At 72.5% G+C, this 15,108-nt stretch carries 15 protein-coding genes and 1 pseudogene; 7 read left to right on the top strand and 9 right to left on the bottom strand.

The annotated features are described in order from the left end of the window. Positions 1-19: 19 nt before the first annotated feature. A pseudogene (locus ACWCPI_RS34540) lies at positions 20-241 on the top strand (VOC family protein); the annotation flags it as partial. A 158-nt stretch (positions 242-399) separates the two neighbouring features. Continuing rightward, complete coding sequence (locus ACWCPI_RS34545) at positions 400-1,140, top strand: maleylpyruvate isomerase family mycothiol-dependent enzyme (RefSeq protein ID WP_451041902.1); 741 nt, start codon at positions 400-402, stop codon at positions 1,138-1,140. Positions 1,141-1,177: 37 nt separating this feature from the next. On the opposite strand, the gene ACWCPI_RS34550 is transcribed toward ACWCPI_RS34545, so the two are convergent. Next, positions 1,178-1,555: a MarR family winged helix-turn-helix transcriptional regulator gene (locus ACWCPI_RS34550; RefSeq protein WP_451041903.1), complete on the bottom strand. Its 378-nt coding sequence runs from the start codon at positions 1,553-1,555 to the stop codon at positions 1,178-1,180. Positions 1,556-1,640: 85 nt separating this feature from the next. On the opposite strand from ACWCPI_RS34550, the gene ACWCPI_RS34555 reads away from it, so the two are divergent. Together ACWCPI_RS34555 and ACWCPI_RS34560 are read left to right on the top strand one after the other, a co-directional pair. Continuing rightward, on the top strand, positions 1,641-3,137 hold the full coding sequence (locus ACWCPI_RS34555; RefSeq protein ID WP_451041904.1) for an MFS transporter: 1,497 nt from the start codon (positions 1,641-1,643) through the stop codon (positions 3,135-3,137). A gap of 186 nt (positions 3,138-3,323) precedes the next feature. After that, complete coding sequence (locus ACWCPI_RS34560; RefSeq protein WP_451041905.1) at positions 3,324-3,608, top strand: DUF6332 family protein; 285 nt, start codon at positions 3,324-3,326, stop codon at positions 3,606-3,608. Here ACWCPI_RS34560 and ACWCPI_RS34565 read toward each other — a convergent pair. From ACWCPI_RS34565 to ACWCPI_RS34575, 3 genes are all read right to left on the bottom strand, one after another. Beyond that, entirely contained in the window at positions 3,569-4,234 is a 666-nt protein-coding gene (locus ACWCPI_RS34565; RefSeq protein ID WP_451041906.1) for a response regulator, read from the bottom strand. The genes ACWCPI_RS34560 and ACWCPI_RS34565 overlap by 40 nt on opposite strands. Then, a complete protein-coding gene (locus ACWCPI_RS34570) occupies positions 4,231-5,490 on the bottom strand; it encodes a sensor histidine kinase (protein WP_451041907.1) in 1,260 nt (419 codons plus the stop codon). Before ACWCPI_RS34570 ends, ACWCPI_RS34565 begins: the two co-directional genes overlap by 4 nt. A 94-nt stretch (positions 5,491-5,584) precedes the next feature. Then, on the bottom strand, positions 5,585-6,304 hold the full coding sequence (locus ACWCPI_RS34575; RefSeq protein ID WP_451041908.1) for a TetR/AcrR family transcriptional regulator: 720 nt from the start codon (positions 6,302-6,304) through the stop codon (positions 5,585-5,587). A gap of 148 nt (positions 6,305-6,452) precedes the next feature. On the opposite strand from ACWCPI_RS34575, the gene ACWCPI_RS34580 reads away from it, so the two are divergent. Next, on the top strand, positions 6,453-6,902 hold the full coding sequence (locus tag ACWCPI_RS34580; protein ID WP_451041909.1) for a nitroreductase/quinone reductase family protein: 450 nt from the start codon (positions 6,453-6,455) through the stop codon (positions 6,900-6,902). A gap of 30 nt (positions 6,903-6,932) precedes the next feature. Here ACWCPI_RS34580 and ACWCPI_RS34585 read toward each other — a convergent pair whose 3' ends face one another. After that, positions 6,933-8,171 (bottom strand): geranylgeranyl reductase family protein, encoded by a 1,239-nt coding sequence (locus ACWCPI_RS34585; RefSeq protein WP_451041910.1) that lies wholly within the window; start codon positions 8,169-8,171, stop codon positions 6,933-6,935. Between the two features lie 133 nt (positions 8,172-8,304). Between ACWCPI_RS34585 and ACWCPI_RS34590 the strand changes: the two genes are divergently transcribed. Next, positions 8,305-9,660 carry a M20/M25/M40 family metallo-hydrolase gene (locus tag ACWCPI_RS34590; RefSeq protein WP_451041911.1) on the top strand — a complete coding sequence of 452 codons (1,356 nt, stop codon included), beginning with the start codon at positions 8,305-8,307 and terminating at the stop codon, positions 9,658-9,660. A 513-nt stretch (positions 9,661-10,173) separates the two neighbouring features. Here ACWCPI_RS34590 and ACWCPI_RS34595 read toward each other — a convergent pair. The 4 genes from ACWCPI_RS34595 to ACWCPI_RS34610 form a co-directional block, all read right to left on the bottom strand. Next, the gene (locus ACWCPI_RS34595) at positions 10,174-11,214 is read right to left on the bottom strand and encodes an NUDIX hydrolase (protein ID WP_451041912.1); all 1,041 of its coding nucleotides are present in this window, start codon (positions 11,212-11,214) and stop codon (positions 10,174-10,176) included. Positions 11,215-11,359: 145 nt separating this feature from the next. Continuing rightward, positions 11,360-11,641 (bottom strand): hypothetical protein, encoded by a 282-nt coding sequence (locus ACWCPI_RS34600; RefSeq protein WP_451041913.1) that lies wholly within the window; start codon positions 11,639-11,641, stop codon positions 11,360-11,362. A 30-nt stretch (positions 11,642-11,671) separates the two neighbouring features. Next, the gene (locus ACWCPI_RS34605) at positions 11,672-12,679 is read right to left on the bottom strand and encodes a TIGR01777 family oxidoreductase (RefSeq protein WP_451041914.1); all 1,008 of its coding nucleotides are present in this window, start codon (positions 12,677-12,679) and stop codon (positions 11,672-11,674) included. A 201-nt stretch (positions 12,680-12,880) separates the two neighbouring features. Beyond that, a complete protein-coding gene (locus ACWCPI_RS34610) occupies positions 12,881-13,828 on the bottom strand; it encodes an ROK family protein (protein WP_451041915.1) in 948 nt (315 codons plus the stop codon). 216 nt (positions 13,829-14,044) lie between these two features. Between ACWCPI_RS34610 and ACWCPI_RS34615 the strand changes: the two genes are divergently transcribed. Then, entirely contained in the window at positions 14,045-15,106 is a 1,062-nt protein-coding gene (locus tag ACWCPI_RS34615) for a LacI family DNA-binding transcriptional regulator (protein WP_451041916.1), read from the top strand. Positions 15,107-15,108: the final 2 nt, after the last annotated feature.

Raw genomic sequence — 15,108 nt, forward strand, 5'->3', positions numbered from 1 at the left:
CCGTGGCAGGCGGGCGGGCATGCGCACGGTCGCCCCGTACGACGGCTCCGATCTCGCGCGCCTGCGCGCGCAGGGCATCACCGGCCCGGAGGACGATCCGACGGTCCTGGTCGAGTCGCGCGGCGGCGGTCCGCGCCGGCGGTGCCCACTCGCGCCGGAGCCGAAGCGCGCCAAGAACCGCCTCCGGCTCGACCTGGTCGCGGATGCCTTGCAGACCGAGGCCGTCCGGCTCGTCGGGTTCGGCGCGACCGTCGTCACCCGCCACGACGACCACCACGTCCTGGCCGACGTGGAGGGCGACGACTCAGTTCTGCCTGTTCGCGCTCCGGTCCTGAACCGTGGGCCCCGCGCACACTCGGGCCCTCCCCTCGACCGAGCCGTGTCGGGCACACTCGCCCCATGGAGACAGCCGACTTCGTTCGAACCCTGGATCGTGAGGGCCTGCTGCTGGCCGCGGCCGCCGAGGAGGCCGGGGTGGAGGCCAAGGTGCCGACCTGCCCCGAGTGGCAGGTGCGGGACCTGCTGCGGCACACGGGGATGGTGCACCGGTGGGCCGCCGCGTTCGTCGCCGAGGGCCACACCTCCTACCACCCCGACGGCGGGCTGCCCGACCTCGACGGGGCCGAGTTGCTCAGCTGGTTCCGGCAGGGGCACCGCCACCTGGTCGGCACGCTCGCGGACGCCCCCGCCGACGTGCGGTGCTGGCACTTCCTGCCCGCCCCGTCGCCGCTCGCGTTCTGGGCCCGCAGACAGGCGCACGAGACGACCGTGCACCGCTTCGACGCGGAGACGGCGCGTGGTGGGACGCCGAGCGAGATCGACCCCGGCTTCGCGACGGACGGCGTCGACGAGTTGCTGCGCGCCTTCCACGCCCGGCCCAAGAGCCGCGTCCGAAGCGCCGAGCCACGGGTGTTGAGGGTGCGGGCGACGGACACCGACGGCGCCGTGTGGACCGTACGGCTGTCGCAGGAGCCGCCGGTGGCCGAGCGGGACGGCACCGGCCGGGCCGACTGCGAGATCGCCGGGCCCGTCTCCCAGCTGTACCTGTCGCTGTGGAACCGGCTGCCCTTCCCCCACGTGTCCGGCGACCCGTCGATCGCCGCCCTGTGGCGGGAGAACTCGGCGGTGACCTGGAGCTGACGCGGGCGCACGGAGCCGGGCTCCGGGGCCGTGCGGCTCAGTTCGCCAGCATCCTCGCCAACACCGCGCGCTGCACCGGCAGCACCTCGCCGTGCAGCGTGCGCCCCTTCGCCGTGAGCGCCACCTTCACGCCCCGGCGGTCCTCCGGGCACATACCGCGCTCGACGAGGCCGTCCTTCTCCAGTCGGGCGATCAGCCGCGACAGCGCGCTCTGACTCAGATGGACGCGCTCGGAGATCTCCTGGACGCGGTACGCGCACGAGCCCCCGGCCAGCACGTCCAGCACCTCGAAGTCGCTGCCGCACAGGCCGTGCCGGTGCAGAGCGCGGTCGAGTTCGCACTGGGTGCGCGCATGCAGCGCCAGGATGTCCCGCCACTGTTCCACGAGCGCCTGTTCGGCCTTCTTCGCCGCCATGGGCGCAACGTAGCAGAAAACAAACTTTGTTGCATCAGAATTAAATGCATTTGCATCTCATGCACATGCATGTAGTGTCCTCGGCATGACCTCTCCGCTCACCCATCCCGCGGCGCCCTCGTCCGAGGTCCGCTGGACCCCCCGGCTGTGGGGCACCCTGCTGGTGCTCTGCGCCGCGATGTTCCTGGACGCGCTGGACGTGTCGATGGTCGGCGTCGCCCTGCCGTCCATCGGCGCCGATCTGGGCCTGTCCACCTCGACGCTGCAATGGATCGTCAGCGGCTACATCCTGGGCTACGGCGGCCTGCTCCTCCTCGGCGGACGCACCGCCGACCTGCTGGGGCGGCGCCAGGTGTTCCTGGTGGCCCTGGCCGTCTTCGCGTTCGCCTCCCTGCTCGGCGGGCTGGTCGACTCGGGTCCGCTGCTGATCGCCAGCCGCTTCGTCAAGGGCCTGGCCGCCGCCTTCACGGCGCCCGCCGGCCTGTCCATCATCACCACGACCTTCGCCGAGGGCCCGGTACGCAACCGGGCGCTGGCCATCTACACGACCTGCGGTGCCACCGGCTACTCGATGGGACTCGTCTTCTCCGGCCTGCTCACGGAGGCCAGTTGGCGCCTCACCATGCTGCTTCCGGCTCCCGTCGCGCTGATCGCACTCGTCGTCGGCCTGAAGCTGCTGCCGCGCAGCGAGCGCGAGCGGTCGGACGGCGGCTACGACATCCCCGGTGCCGTGCTCGGTACCACCTCGATGCTGCTGCTCGTCTTCACCGTCGTCGAGGCGCCCGCGGTCGGCTGGGGCTCGGCCCGCACGGTCCTGTCCTTCGCCGCCGTCGCCGTGCTGCTGGCCGTGTTCGTGGCCGTCGAGCGGCGCAGCCCGAGCCCACTGATCCGGCTCGGTGTGCTGCGCTCCGGGGCGCAGGTGCGGGCCCAGCTGGGCGCGTTGACCTTCGTCGGCAGCTACATCGGCTTCCAGTTCCTGGTCACGCTGTACATGCAGCAGCTGCTCGGCTGGTCGGCGCTGCAGACCGCGCTGGCCTTCCTTCCGGCGGGCGCGCTCGTGGCGCTGTCGGCGACGAAGGTCGGTGCCGTCATCGACCGGTTCGGCACGGCACGGCTGATAGCGATCGGCTTCGCCCTGATGGTCGCCGGCTACCTCCTCTTCCTGCGCATCGACCTCGACCCGGTCTACGCGGCGGTGATCCTGCCCACCATGCTGCTGGTCGGCTCGGCCTTCGCGCTGACCTTCCCCTCGCTCAACGTCCAGGCCACGAGCGGCGTCGACGAGCACGAGCAGGGCATGGTCTCCGGCCTGCTCAACACCTCGGTCCAGGTGGGCGGCGCGCTCTTCCTGGCCGTGGTGACGGCGGTGCTGACCGCGAACGCGCCCGAGGAGCCGGCGTCCCCGCAGGCCGTCCTCGACAGCTATCTGCCCGCCCTCGTCGTCATCACGGTGATCGCCGTGGCGGGCCTGCTGATCTCGCTCACCGGCCTGCGCGCCCGCAGCCGGCAGCAGCCGAGCGTCGTGGTCGCCAAGTCCACCCTGAAGGAGGCGGAAGCGGAGCGCGTGGCGGTCCGCGACTAGGGTCTGTGGTTCGGGTCAGGCAGGCATGATCCGAACGGCAGGTCCTGGGCCGTGTCCACGAAGTCCCGTCGTCCTTCCGGTCGGCAGGCGGCGGGCAGGCGTGCACGGATGAGTCCGGGGGGACGCCTCCCCCTGCGCCCGGCGGAGCCACTTGCTCCGCCGGGCGCAGGCCTGTTGACTCAAGGGATGGACAACCACGGGGGACGGCGGGGTCAGGCCGAGCGGGACGCGATCACCGTCGAGATCGGGTACGCCTTGTTCAGCGCGGCGTTCGCGGCGGCGGTGCTGTTCGGGGCGGTCGCCGGGCCGGCGGTCGCCTTCGACCTGCCGGACGGCGTGCGCGACGCCCTCGTCGGCGCCGGCGCCACGGGGGCGACCGTGCTGTTCTTCGTTCGGGTCGCGAGCGTGCTGCTGCGCTTTAGGCGCGGCTCTCAGCCCAGCCAGCCCGGCCGCACCAACCCGGACTCGTAGGCCAGGACGACCAGTTGGGCCCGGTCCCGGGCGCCCAGCTTCACCATGGTCCGGCTGACGTGGGTCTTCGCGGTGAGGGGGCTGACCACCAGGCGGCGGGCGATCTCCTCGTTGGACAGCCCGATACCGACCAGCGCCATCACCTCCCGCTCGCGCTCGGTGAGTCGGCTCAGGGCGTCGGCGGCCGCGGGTTCCTTGGAACGGGCGGCGAACTCGGCGATCAACCGTCGGGTCACCCCCGGCGACAGCAGCGCGTCGCCCTCCACCACCGCCCGTACGGCGCGCAGGAGTTCGTCGGGCTCGGTGTCCTTGACCAGGAAGCCGGAGGCTCCGCAGCGGATGGCCTCGAAGACGTACTCGTCGAGTTCGAACGTGGTGAGCATGACCACCTTGACGGCCTCCAGGGCGCTGTCCTCGGTGATCCGGCGGGTGGCGGCGAGTCCGTCGAGGACCGGCATGCGGATGTCCATCAGGACCACGTCGGGCCGCAGTTCGCGCACTCCGCGCAGCGCCTGCGCGCCGTCCGCGGCCTCCCCGGTCACCTCGATGTCGGGCTGCGCGTCGAGCAGCGCGCGGAATCCGGCCCGCACCAGCGACTGGTCGTCGGCCAGCAGTACGCGGATCACCGGTCCTCCTCGGGGGCGTCGCCCGATGCGCCGACGGCGGCCCTGAGCGGCAGGACGGCGAGCACCCGGAACCCGCCGTCGGCTCGCGGGCCCGCCTCGATCGTGCCACCCAGCGCCGCCGCCCGCTCCCGCATTCCGGCGAGTCCGTTGCCGCTGCCGCCCGCGTCGGCTCCGGTCGCGGGACCGTCGTCGTCGATACGCAGCCGTAGCGTCGCCCCGTCGCCGTGATCGAGGCGCACACGCGCGTGCCGCGATCCCGAGTGGCGTACGACGTTGGTCAGGGCTTCCTGGACGATCCGGAAGGCCGCGAGGTCCGTGGCGGGCGCGAGGCGGGGCGGCTCGCCCTCGACCTCGACGGTGAGACCGGCGCCCGCCGCCTGGGTCACCAACTCGGGCAGCCGGTCCAGGCCGGGCGCGGGGGATCGCGGCGCGTCGCCGGGGGTGCGCAGCGTGTCCAGGACCTGGCGGACCTCGCCGAGCGCCTCCTTGCTCGTGGCCTTGATGGTGGTGAGTGCGGTGCGCGCCTGCTCGGGGTCGGAGTCGAGGAGGGCGAGGCCCACCCCCGCCTGCACATTGATCACGCTGATGCTGTGCGCGAGGACGTCGTGCAGTTCGCGGGCGATCCGCAGCCGCTCCTCGTCGGCCCGGCGCCGCGCGGCCCGCGCCCGCTCGGCCCGCTCCCTGGCCCACTGCTCGCGCCTGGTCCTGGCCAGTTCCGACACCGCCATGATCGCCGCGACCCAGGCGGCGATCACGCCCTCCTGCGTCCAGGAGGCCGCCGCGTCACCGGACGGCGGCAGCCACTCGTACAGCCAGTGGGCGACCAGGGCGTGCCCGGCCCAGAACACCCCTACGGCCGCCCAGGCGGCCCTGCGGTGCCCGGCGACGATCGCGTCGAAGCAGGCCACGGCCACGGTCAGGAAGACCGGCCCGTAGGGATACCCGGCGCCCAGATAGAGCGTGGCCGCCAACGTCGTCCCGAACACGACGGCCACCGGGTACCGCTTGCGCCACAGCAGCAGACCGGACGCGACGAACAGCAGCACACGCGCGAAGGGGTCGAGATGCTCCCGGCCGTCCAGTTGCCCCTGGGCCGCGAAGTTCGAGCCGGCCAGCACGAAGACCGTGAGCAGCACGGTGGAGCGCCAGGGCAGCCGCGACGCGCGGTCCTCGTCGTCCCGGCGGTGCCACCACGACGGCCCGTGCCGCCACCACGTCGGCGGACCGCCGGCCCGGCGTTCCTGCTGCTCTCCCATGTCCGCCACGCTAGACGCGTCGGCCGCCGGGCGGCGTCACCCGGGCGTGGTGATCACACGTACTCCCCGCGAAGTACGCGGCCCGCCGGACGGGTCACGCGCGCCCCGCCGTGCCGCTCCCGGCGCACCCCAGGCCGACACCGTGCGCGAGCCGGGCCACCGCGTGGCGGAAGAATGCCTCCCGGTCCTCCACGACCCGGTTGAACTGCCCGAACAGTTCGAACCCGACGAGCCCGAAGAGTTCGGCCCAGGCGGCGACGAGGGCCGCGACCGTCGCCGGCGGGAGGTCGGGGGCCAGGTCGGCGGCCATCCGCTCGGCCTCGGGGCGCAGTTCGGCGGGCAGGGGCGGCTCGGTGAGCCCGCGGTCCCGGTGGGCGTCGCGGAGGATGCCGATGAAGACGAGGCCGACACGGGAGGCGGCCGGCACGGTGGTGTCGGGGGCGCTGTAGCCGGGCACCGGCGAGCCGTAGATCAGCGCGTACTCGTGCGGATGGCGCAGCGCCCACTCCCGCACCGCCTCGGCCACCGCGGTCCAGCGCTGCGCGGGCCCGGCGTCGGCGGCCTTGGCATGCGCGGCCTCGGCGTCGGCTCCGACGGAGTCGTAGGCGTCGATGATGAGGGCGGTCAGCAGGTCGTCCCGGCTGGGGAAGTAGCGGTAGAGCGCGGAGGAGACCATGCCGATCTCCCTGGCCACGGCACGCAACGACAGCTTCGCGGCTCCCTCGGCGGCGAGTTGTCTGCGTGCCTCGTCCTTGATGGCGGCGGTGACTTCCATCCGGGCGCGGGCGCGGGCGCCCTGTGCGGTGCTGCTCATGGGACGAGTCTGCCACGAAAGCGAGAGCGGCGCACACAAGCGAGAGCGGCGCTCTCATAAGAGAGCACCGCTCTTGCTTTGGGACGACACTCTCGTGCACACTGCTCTCAAGCGAGAGCACCGCTCTCCCAATCCCTCGGGGGTCACCATGTCATCGCCGTACTACCTCAAGGGCAGCCCGCTGAACGTCCGCCTCAACGGGGTGATCGGCTGGCTGGCCCGGCACGGGCTCAGCCTCGCGGGCACGGCCGAGATGTCCGTGCGCGGTCGCAAGAGCGGCAGGATGCAGCGCATCCCGGTCAACCCGCACACGTACGAGGGCACGCAGTACCTCGTCTCTGCCCGCGGTCATTCCCAATGGGTGCGCAACATGCGCGCCGCCGGCGGCGGACAGCTGCGAGTGGGGCGCAAGGTGCGTGAGTTCTCCGCGGTGGAGCTTCCCGACGCGGAGAAGCTCCCGATCCTGCGGACCTACCTGGAGAAGTGGGGTTGGGAGGTCAACCAGTACTTCCAAGGGGTCACCGCGAAGTCCTCCGACGAGGAGATCATCGCGGCCGCCCCGGACCACCCCGTCTTCCGGATCACCGTCAAGAAGTGACCAGCACGGTCGAGCCCGGTCCCGGGCTGCTCAGGAGGTGGCCTCCTCGCCCGCCGGCGCCGGGCGGCGGTCCAGCGCGGTCAGGGCGCGCTGGGCCAAGGGATGGGAACGGACGAGCTCGCCCAGCGACGTGGAGCCGCGGGTGATGTCCATGAACGCCTTCCAGGCGGGCCGGAAACCGGTCAGCGCCGCGTGGAAGAGGCCAGGACGTCGCTCGAACACCGTCAGCATCCGCTTGCCGACGCTCATCTCCACGCCGAGGCCCGCCTTGATCGCGAAGGCGTAGTTCAGGGCCTGGCGCCGGGTGTCCACCGCGTCGTGGGCCTCGGCGATCCTGACCGCCCACTCCCCCGCGAGCCGTCCCGACCGCAGTGCGAACGAGATCCCCTCACGCGTCCACGGCTCCAGCAGGCCCGCCGCGTCCCCGCAGACCAGCACCCGCCCGCGCGACAGCGGCGAGTCGTCGGCGCGGCAGCGCGTCAAGTGGCCGGAGGAGATGTTCGGTTCGAACCCGGCGAGCCCCAGCCGCCCGATGAACTCCTCCAAGTACCGCTTGGTCGCGGCACCTTCACCACGCGCCGAGATCACCCCGACCGTGAGGGTGTCCCCCTTGGGGAAGACCCAGCCGTAACTGCCGGGCATCGGGCCCCAGTCGATGAGGACCCGCCCCTTCCAGTCCTCGGCGACCGTCTCCGGCACGGGGATCTCCACCTCCAGGCCCAGATCCACCTGGTCGAGCTTCACCCCCACATGTGCCCCTATCCGGCTGGCGCTGCCGTCCGCGCCGACGACGGCCCGGGCGAGCAGCGTCTCGCCGCCCTGCAGGACGACGGCGACGCTGCGCCGGTCCGGCACCGCGGAGCCGTGCTGCTCGACGCGCTGCACGGTGACGCCCGTACGCAGGTCGGCGCCGGCCTTCTGCGCGTGCTCGACCAGCTGCTGGTCGAACTCGGGCCGGTTGATCAGGCCGAACAGCATCTGCTTGGAGCGGCGGGTGCGGGTGAAGCGGCCGTTGTTGGAGAACGTCACCGCGTGGACCCGGTCCCGGAAGGGCAGTTCGAAGCCGGGCGGCAGGGAGTCGCGCGAGGGCCCGATGATGCCGCCGCCGCAGGTTTTGTAGCGTGGCAGCTCCGCTTTCTCCAGCAACAGCACGCGCCGCCCGGCGACCGCTGCCGCGTAGGCGGCCGAAGCGCCCGCGGGTCCCGCGCCCACCACGACGACGTCCCACACCTGCCGCGCGTCGTCCGCCGAAGAGTTCTCGCTGCTCACGATGGTCTACTGCTCCCGATCAAGCCGCCGTCCGCTGCTGTCCCCCGCATCCTACGGCGGGCGTCGTCGCAGGCCGCTGTGGGAGGATCACAGCACTCACAGGTACAACGTCGCACCCACAAGGAGCGTGCCCATGTCGTCGAATCCGGTTGCCGAGACCGTCGCCTCGCTGATGCCGCGGGCGAAGGCGGAGCTCACCGAACTGGTGGCGTTCAAGTCGGTGGCGGACTTCGACCAGTTCCCCAAGAGCGAGAGCGAGGGCGCCGCCCGCTGGATCGCCGACGCGCTCACCGCCGAGGGCTTCGAGGACGTGGCCCTGCTCGACACCCCGGACGGCACGCAGTCGGTGTACGGCCACCTGCCCGGCCCCGAGGGCGCGAAGACGGTCCTGCTCTACGCCCACTACGACGTGCAGCCCCCGCTGGACGAGGCCGCCTGGAGCACCCCGCCCTTCGAGCTGACCGAGCGCGACGGCCGCTGGTACGGACGCGGTGCCGCCGACTGCAAGGGCGGCCTGATCATGCACCTGCTCGCGCTGCGCGCCCTGAAGGCGAACGGCGGTGTGCCGGTGCACGTGAAGGTGATCGCCGAGGGCTCCGAGGAGATGGGCACGGGCGGTCTGGAGCGCTACGCCGAGGAACACCCCGACCTGCTGGAGGCCGACACCATCGTGATCGGCGACGCGGGCAACTTCCGCGTCGGTCTGCCGACGGTGACCTCGACCCTGCGCGGCATGACCCTGGTCCGGGTGCAGATCGACACGCTGGGCGGCAACCTCCACTCGGGCCAGTTCGGCGGGGCCGCGCCGGACGCGCTCGCCGCCCTGATCCGCGTACTGGACTCGCTGCGCGCGCAGGACGGGTCCACGACCGTGGACGGGCTGACCGGTGAGTCGTCCTGGCAGGGGCTGCAGTACGACGAGGAGCAGTTCCGCGCGGACGCCAAGGTCCTGGACGGGGTCGGGCTGATCGGCTCCGGCACGGTCGCCGACCGCATCTGGGCCCGCCCGGCCGTCACGGTCCTCGGCATCGACTGCCCGCCGGTCGTCGGCGCCACCCCGTCCGTGCAGGCGAGCGCGCGTGCCCTGATCAGCCTGCGCGTACCGCCGGGCGTCGACGCGGCCGAGGCGACCAAGCTGCTCCAGGCCCACCTGGAGACGCACACACCGTGGGGCGCGCGGGTACGCACCGAGCAGATCGGCCAGGGCCAGGCGTTCCGCGCCGACACGAGCAGCCCGGCCTACCAGGCGATGGCGGACGCGATGGCGGTGGCCTACCCCGGTCAGGAGATGCAGTACGCCGGTCAGGGCGGCTCGATCCCCCTGTGCAACACCCTCGCCGCGCTCTATCCGCACGCGGAGATCCTCCTCATCGGCCTGAGCGAGCCGGAGGCACAGATCCACGCCGTGAACGAGAGCGTCTCCCCGCAGGAGCTGGAGCGCCTTTCGGTCGCCGAAGCGCTGTTCCTGCGCAATTACGCGGCGAGTTGACAGGCAGTGCGGTGAGACCGGGCCGATGACCCGCACCGCGCGTCTCACCGTCCCCGCAGACCTCGCGACGCCCCTGGCGTCCCACAGCGGCCACGGCGTCGGGGCCCACGGCCTCGGCCGGGCCGCGGGGCACCGGCGCTGGTCGAGGGTGGAGGCAGCCCGGTCTTCAGGGAACGGGTCCCGCTCGGCGACGTCGAGCGGCGGCCGGGGGACGCCCGCCGGCCCCACGACCGTCCTTGCTCCGCCGCCCTTCCGCCTCCACGGCGTCCACCAGCCTTGCGCTGTTCCCGAAACACGTGGCCGTCCAGGGGGTCGGCCCGCCCGTGCGCCGGATGCGTCGTGGTGCGCCGGCGGTCGCGGAGACCGACGTATGCGGCCCGAGGGAGTCCCGCGGGCCGCCGCGGACATGCTCGCCCGGAGCACGTCCTCCCGGCCGTCGTGGGCGAGTTCGACCGGGGCGCGCGCACGGGAGCAGGCGGCCGCCGCACCGCACCCGGTGCCGCGGAGCATCGCTCAGGGCGTCGGAACCCCCGCCTCCAGATAGTGCGCCGCCCCACGTTCGCGCGCCCGCAGCGCCCAGCGCAGCCGCTCGTAGCGCACCGGCGGCAGCAGTTCGGCGGCCTCCTCCTCGGTGACGAAGCGCCAGTCGCGCAGTTCGGGCCCGGGCAGCAGGAGGCGCTTGGCCTCGGCGGAATCGAGGCGACCGCCGTCGAACAGCAGCCGCAGCCCTCCGTAGCCGGGAGGCAGGGGCCGTTCCCAGTCGACGACGAGGAGTCGCGGTACCTCGTCCAGCCGTATCCCGGTCTCCTCCGCGACCTCGCGGATGCCCGCGCGCGCGGGCGCCTCGCCGGGTTCGACCACACCGCCGGGGAACTCCCAGCCCGGCTTGTAGGTGGGGTCGACGAGCAGGAACCGGTCCTGCTCGTCGAAGAGAAGGACGCCCGAGGCGACGGTCTCGGCGGTCGGCTCGGGCGTCTGCACGATGTCGCATACGGGGACCGTGCCGCTGCCGACGGCCTCGGCGATACGGCCGGCGGTCTCGTACGGGCTCAGCCCGCCGTTGTCCACGGGATACGCGTCGGCGGTGAGCCAGGAGGCGAGTGCGGCACGGTACGGCTCTATGTGGTCGTAGGACCACTGCCGGATCCGTATCTCGCCGTCGGACAGGTCGGGCGGAATCTCCCGCCCGGCTATTCGCTCACGCAGGATCGTTTCCGCCGGGGCGAGGAGGATGTGCCGGACGGTGATGCGGCGCGCGGCGAGGCCGCCGAAGATCTCGTCCCGGTACTCCTGGCGCAGCAAGGTCATCGGCACCACGAGGGTCCCGCCGAGCTCGGCGAGCAGCGCGGCCGCCGTGTCGATCACGAGACGTCGCCAGATCGGCAGGTCCTGGAAGTCACCGACCTCGGTGAGGCGTTTGGGCGGGAGCAGCTGGGTCAGTGCTCCGCCGATGACCTCGGGGTCGAAGAGCGTGCTGTTCGGGATCAGCTCGATCAGTTCACGTGCGGTGGTGGTCTTCCCCGCACCGAACGCGCCGTTGATCCAGACGATCACGTTTCCCCCTCTTCTGTTGGCCCCCTGTGGCTTGCCCGCTCCACCCTGCCACGGAAACCACTTCCAGTAGAGGGCGCATGACGACGGCGCCGGTGCCCCCGTGCAGCGGGGGCACCGGCGCCGCGTGACGTCTCGGTCCGGCGGGTCAGCGCTTCTTGCCGTGCGGGGCGTTGTTCACGGCCCGGTCCGTCTCGCGGTTGATGGCCTTGCCGACGGTGTTCAGGGCCTGGTCCACGTTCACCCCGGCGACCTTGGTCTCACCGCCGGTGAGCTTGGCCTCCCCGCCGGCCCCGGGCAGTCCGGCGCCGGGAAGGTTGGCGCCCGGGAGACCCACGGCAGGGGAGGTGCCGGCGTGCGACGGCGTGACGGCCGCGACGACGAATCCGGTGGCCAGGGAGGCGATGGCGAGCATGCTGCGCTTCTTCATGACCGATTCAACTGAGAAACGGAGCGGGAGTCACGCCCGGTTTCCGGGCGATCGGGACGGCGCCGGGCGATCGGGCCGGGACCGGCTCCCGTCGGAGCCACGCATCCGCACCCGCCGCGCGAGGTCCTCGGCCGCCTGTGACCAGCGGTCGTACGCGAAGGTGAACCCCTCGTCGAGCAGCCGGCCGGGGACGACGCGTCGGCTCTTGAGCAGCAGTTCGGTGTCGGAGCGCAGCGCGAAGGCACCGATCTCGGCCATCCACTTCGTCGCGGGCAGGCCCAGGGGCATGCCCCACGCCGAGCGCAGGGCCCGCATGAACGCCCGCTGCGGCAGGGGCTCGGGAGCGGCGAGGTTGACCGGACCGGCGATATCGTTCCGGTCGATCAGGAACTCGACCGCACGGACGAAGTCACGGTCGTGGATCCAGGAGACGTACTGCGCGCCGCCCCCGACGGGACCGCCCAGACCGAGCCGCACCATCCCCAGCAGGACGTCGAGGACCCCGCCCCGATCAGGGCTCATCACCATCGCGGAGCGCAGGGCGACCTTCCGGGTGGACGGCGTGTCGGCCTCCTCCTGGGCCCGCTCCCACGCCTTGGCGATCTCGATGCTGTACGCCCAGTAGTCCGGCACATCGGGCTCGTCGCCGCCGATGACGCCCGTCGCCTCGTCGTTCGGCGCGTCGAAGCGGTGGGCGTAGACGGTGGCCGTGCTCATCTGCAGCCAGACCCGCGGCGGCCGGGCGGCGTGGGCGATCGCCTCGCCGACGACCTGCGTGGAGCGCACCCGGGAATCCATCATCGCCCGGAGGTTGGCGGGGGTGTACCGGCAGCTGACGCTGCGCCCGGCCAAGTTGATCACGATGTCGCTGCCGTCGATCACGTCGGCCCACGCCCCCGGCGTCTCACCGTCCCAGCGGACTTCACGCTCGCGCGTGGGGTGCCTGGTCAGGCCCACCACCTCATGGCCGGCGGCGGTCAGCGAGCGGTTCAGAACGGTGCCCACCTGCCCGGTTCCCCCGGGGATCACTATCTTCATCGACTCCCCCATCTCGTGTGAGCACGAGCCTAGCGCAGTCGTTGAACGCGTTCAAAAACAGGGCATGCAACGCCGTACGGCGTCTTCGTGCCACCTGGGGACGGGAACAAGCCGCTGAGACCGCGCCGTTCGCGCGCCGGCGCACGCCGAGCCCCCGGCCCCGGGCGAGCGCCGGGGGCCGGGAGAACGTTCCTGCCCACGTCAGACCGTGGCCGCGTCCGCTCGCTCGGCGAGCGCGGCCGCGGCGGCCCCCACCAGCCCGGCGTCGGTGCCCATCTGGGCGGGCGCGATCGTCAGGCGCCGCACGAAGGACAGGGTGGCGTAGTCGTGGAGCGCCTTGCGCAGCGGCGTGAAGAGCACGTCACCCGCCTTGCCGACCCCTCCGCCGATGACGGCGATGTCGATCTCGACGAGGGCCGCGGTGGCCGCGATCCCGGCGGCCAGCGCCCGCGCGGCCCGCTCGAAGGAGGCCACGGCCACCGGGTCTCCCGCACGCGCGGCGGCGGCCACCGCGGCGGCGGACGCGTCCCCGTCGGGACCCGGCCTCCAGCCGTTCTCCCGTGCCCGCCTGGCGATGTTGGGGCCGCTCGCGATGCGCTCCACGCAGCCGCGCGAGCCGCAGGGGCAGGAGTCGCCGTCCAGGTCGACACTGATGTGGCCGATGTGACCGGCGTTGCCGGTGGGACCGGGGTGCAGCCGGCCGTCGAGCACCAGTCCGCCACCGACCCCCGTGGAGACGACCATGCAGAGGGCGTTGTCGTACCCTCGGGCGGCTCCCTGCCAGTGCTCGGCAGCCGTGATGGCCACCCCGTCGCCGATCAGCTCGACGGGCAGCCCCCCGGCCGCCTCCCGGACCCGCCGGACCAGCGGATAGTCGCGCCACCCGGGCACGTTCACCGGACTGACCGTCCCCGCCGAGGCGTCCACCGGTCCCGCGCTGCCGATACCGAGGGCCGTGGCACGTCCCCACAGCGGTGAACCGGCGAGTTCGCCGATCACCTCCTCGACGGCCCGCATCACCGTCTCGCCGTCCTCCCGCGCCGGCGTCGCACGCCGGGCCCGGACCGCGATCGTGCCGTGACCGTCCACCAGCGCTCCGGCGATCTTGGTGCCGCCGATGTCGAGCGCAGCCACGAGGTCGGTGTGCATCAGTGTCAGTTCTCCCCGTCAACCAATCGGATCTCCCCGCCTGCCACGGGAATTGGACGCGCCGGTCTCGCGGTGGGGGCGCAGGCCGGAGATTGCGGTGGACAGTGTCTCCCGGATCTGACAACGTTGTCCAGGGCCTATGCTCGACGCCACATCCTCATACAAACCCATGGACGACGCATCCCCGTGGACGACGACAGGACAGGACAGCGCATCGTGCCCGAGACCATCCGCCGCTCCGACCGCCCCGCAGACCGCGTTTCCGGGGCCCGCTACGGCAATCGTCCGACCATGAAGGACGTCGCGGCGCGTGCCGGAGTCGGGCTGAAGACCGTCTCGCGTGTGGTCAACGGGGAGCCCGGGGTCACCCCGGAGACGGAGCGGCGCGTCCAGGAGGCCATCGACGCACTGGGCTTTCGCCGCAACGACAGCGCGCGGGTGCTGCGCAAAGGCCGTACGGCGAGCATCGGCCTGGTCCTGGAGGATCTCGCGGACCCCTTCTACGGCCCGCTGAGTCGCGCGGTCGAGGAGGTCGCACGGGCGCACGGAGCCCTGCTCATCAACGGCTCCAGCGCCGAGGACCCGGACCGCGAGCAGGAACTGGCGCTGGCGCTGTGCGCGCGGCGGGTGGACGGCCTGGTGATCATCCCCGCCGGTGACGACCACCGGTACCTGGAGCCCGAGCTCAAGGCGGGCGTCGCCACCGTCTTCGTCGACCGCCCGGCCGGGAGGATCGACGCCGACTGCGTCCTGTCCGACAACTTCGGAGGCGCACGCGACGGCGTCGCCCATCTCATCGCCCATGGCCACCGCCGGATCGGCTTCATCGGCGACATGCCCCGCATCCACACGGCCGCCGAGCGGTTGCGCGGCTACCGGGCCGCGATGGAGGACGCGGGCATACCGGTGGAGGACTCCTGGATGTCCCTGGGCGTCACCGACCCGGGGCGGGTGCGCCGGGCGGCCGAGGAGATGCTGTCCGGCCCGTCCCCCGTCACCGCGGTCTTCGCGGGCAACAACCGGGTGACGGTCACCGTGATCCGCGTCCTCGCGGAACATGCCCGGCGGGTGGCCCTCGTCGGCTTCGACGACATCGAACTCGCCGACCTGCTGGAGCCCGGCGTCACCGTCGTCGCGCAGGACGCGGCGGCGATCGGCCGTACCGCCGCCGAGCGCCTTTTCCGCCAGCTGGACGGCACCCTGGTCGACCCGGAGCGCATCGAACTGCCCACGCGGCTCATCACCCGCGGCTCCGGCGAGCTGCTCCCGGCGGACTGAGC

This window comes from Streptomyces sp. NPDC001920 (assembly GCF_053594495.1).

Excerpts from the sequence above, each read along its gene's own strand:
- ACWCPI_RS34560 (WP_451041905.1), top strand. The coding sequence starts at position 3,324 with ATGGACAACCACGGGGGACGGCGGGGTCAGGCCGAGCGGGACGCGATC.
- ACWCPI_RS34605 (WP_451041914.1), bottom strand. The coding sequence starts at position 12,679 with ATGAAGATAGTGATCCCCGGGGGAACCGGGCAGGTGGGCACCGTTCTG.
- ACWCPI_RS34590 (WP_451041911.1), top strand. The coding sequence starts at position 8,305 with ATGTCGTCGAATCCGGTTGCCGAGACCGTCGCCTCGCTGATGCCGCGG.
- ACWCPI_RS34610 (WP_451041915.1), bottom strand. The coding sequence starts at position 13,828 with ATGCACACCGACCTCGTGGCTGCGCTCGACATCGGCGGCACCAAGATC.
- ACWCPI_RS34545 (WP_451041902.1), top strand. The coding sequence starts at position 400 with ATGGAGACAGCCGACTTCGTTCGAACCCTGGATCGTGAGGGCCTGCTG.
- ACWCPI_RS34555 (WP_451041904.1), top strand. The coding sequence starts at position 1,641 with ATGACCTCTCCGCTCACCCATCCCGCGGCGCCCTCGTCCGAGGTCCGC.
- ACWCPI_RS34575 (WP_451041908.1), bottom strand. The coding sequence starts at position 6,304 with ATGAGCAGCACCGCACAGGGCGCCCGCGCCCGCGCCCGGATGGAAGTC.
- ACWCPI_RS34580 (WP_451041909.1), top strand. The coding sequence starts at position 6,453 with ATGTCATCGCCGTACTACCTCAAGGGCAGCCCGCTGAACGTCCGCCTC.
- ACWCPI_RS34550 (WP_451041903.1), bottom strand. The coding sequence starts at position 1,555 with ATGGCGGCGAAGAAGGCCGAACAGGCGCTCGTGGAACAGTGGCGGGAC.
- ACWCPI_RS34570 (WP_451041907.1), bottom strand. The coding sequence starts at position 5,490 with ATGGGAGAGCAGCAGGAACGCCGGGCCGGCGGTCCGCCGACGTGGTGG.
- ACWCPI_RS34600 (WP_451041913.1), bottom strand. The coding sequence starts at position 11,641 with ATGAAGAAGCGCAGCATGCTCGCCATCGCCTCCCTGGCCACCGGATTC.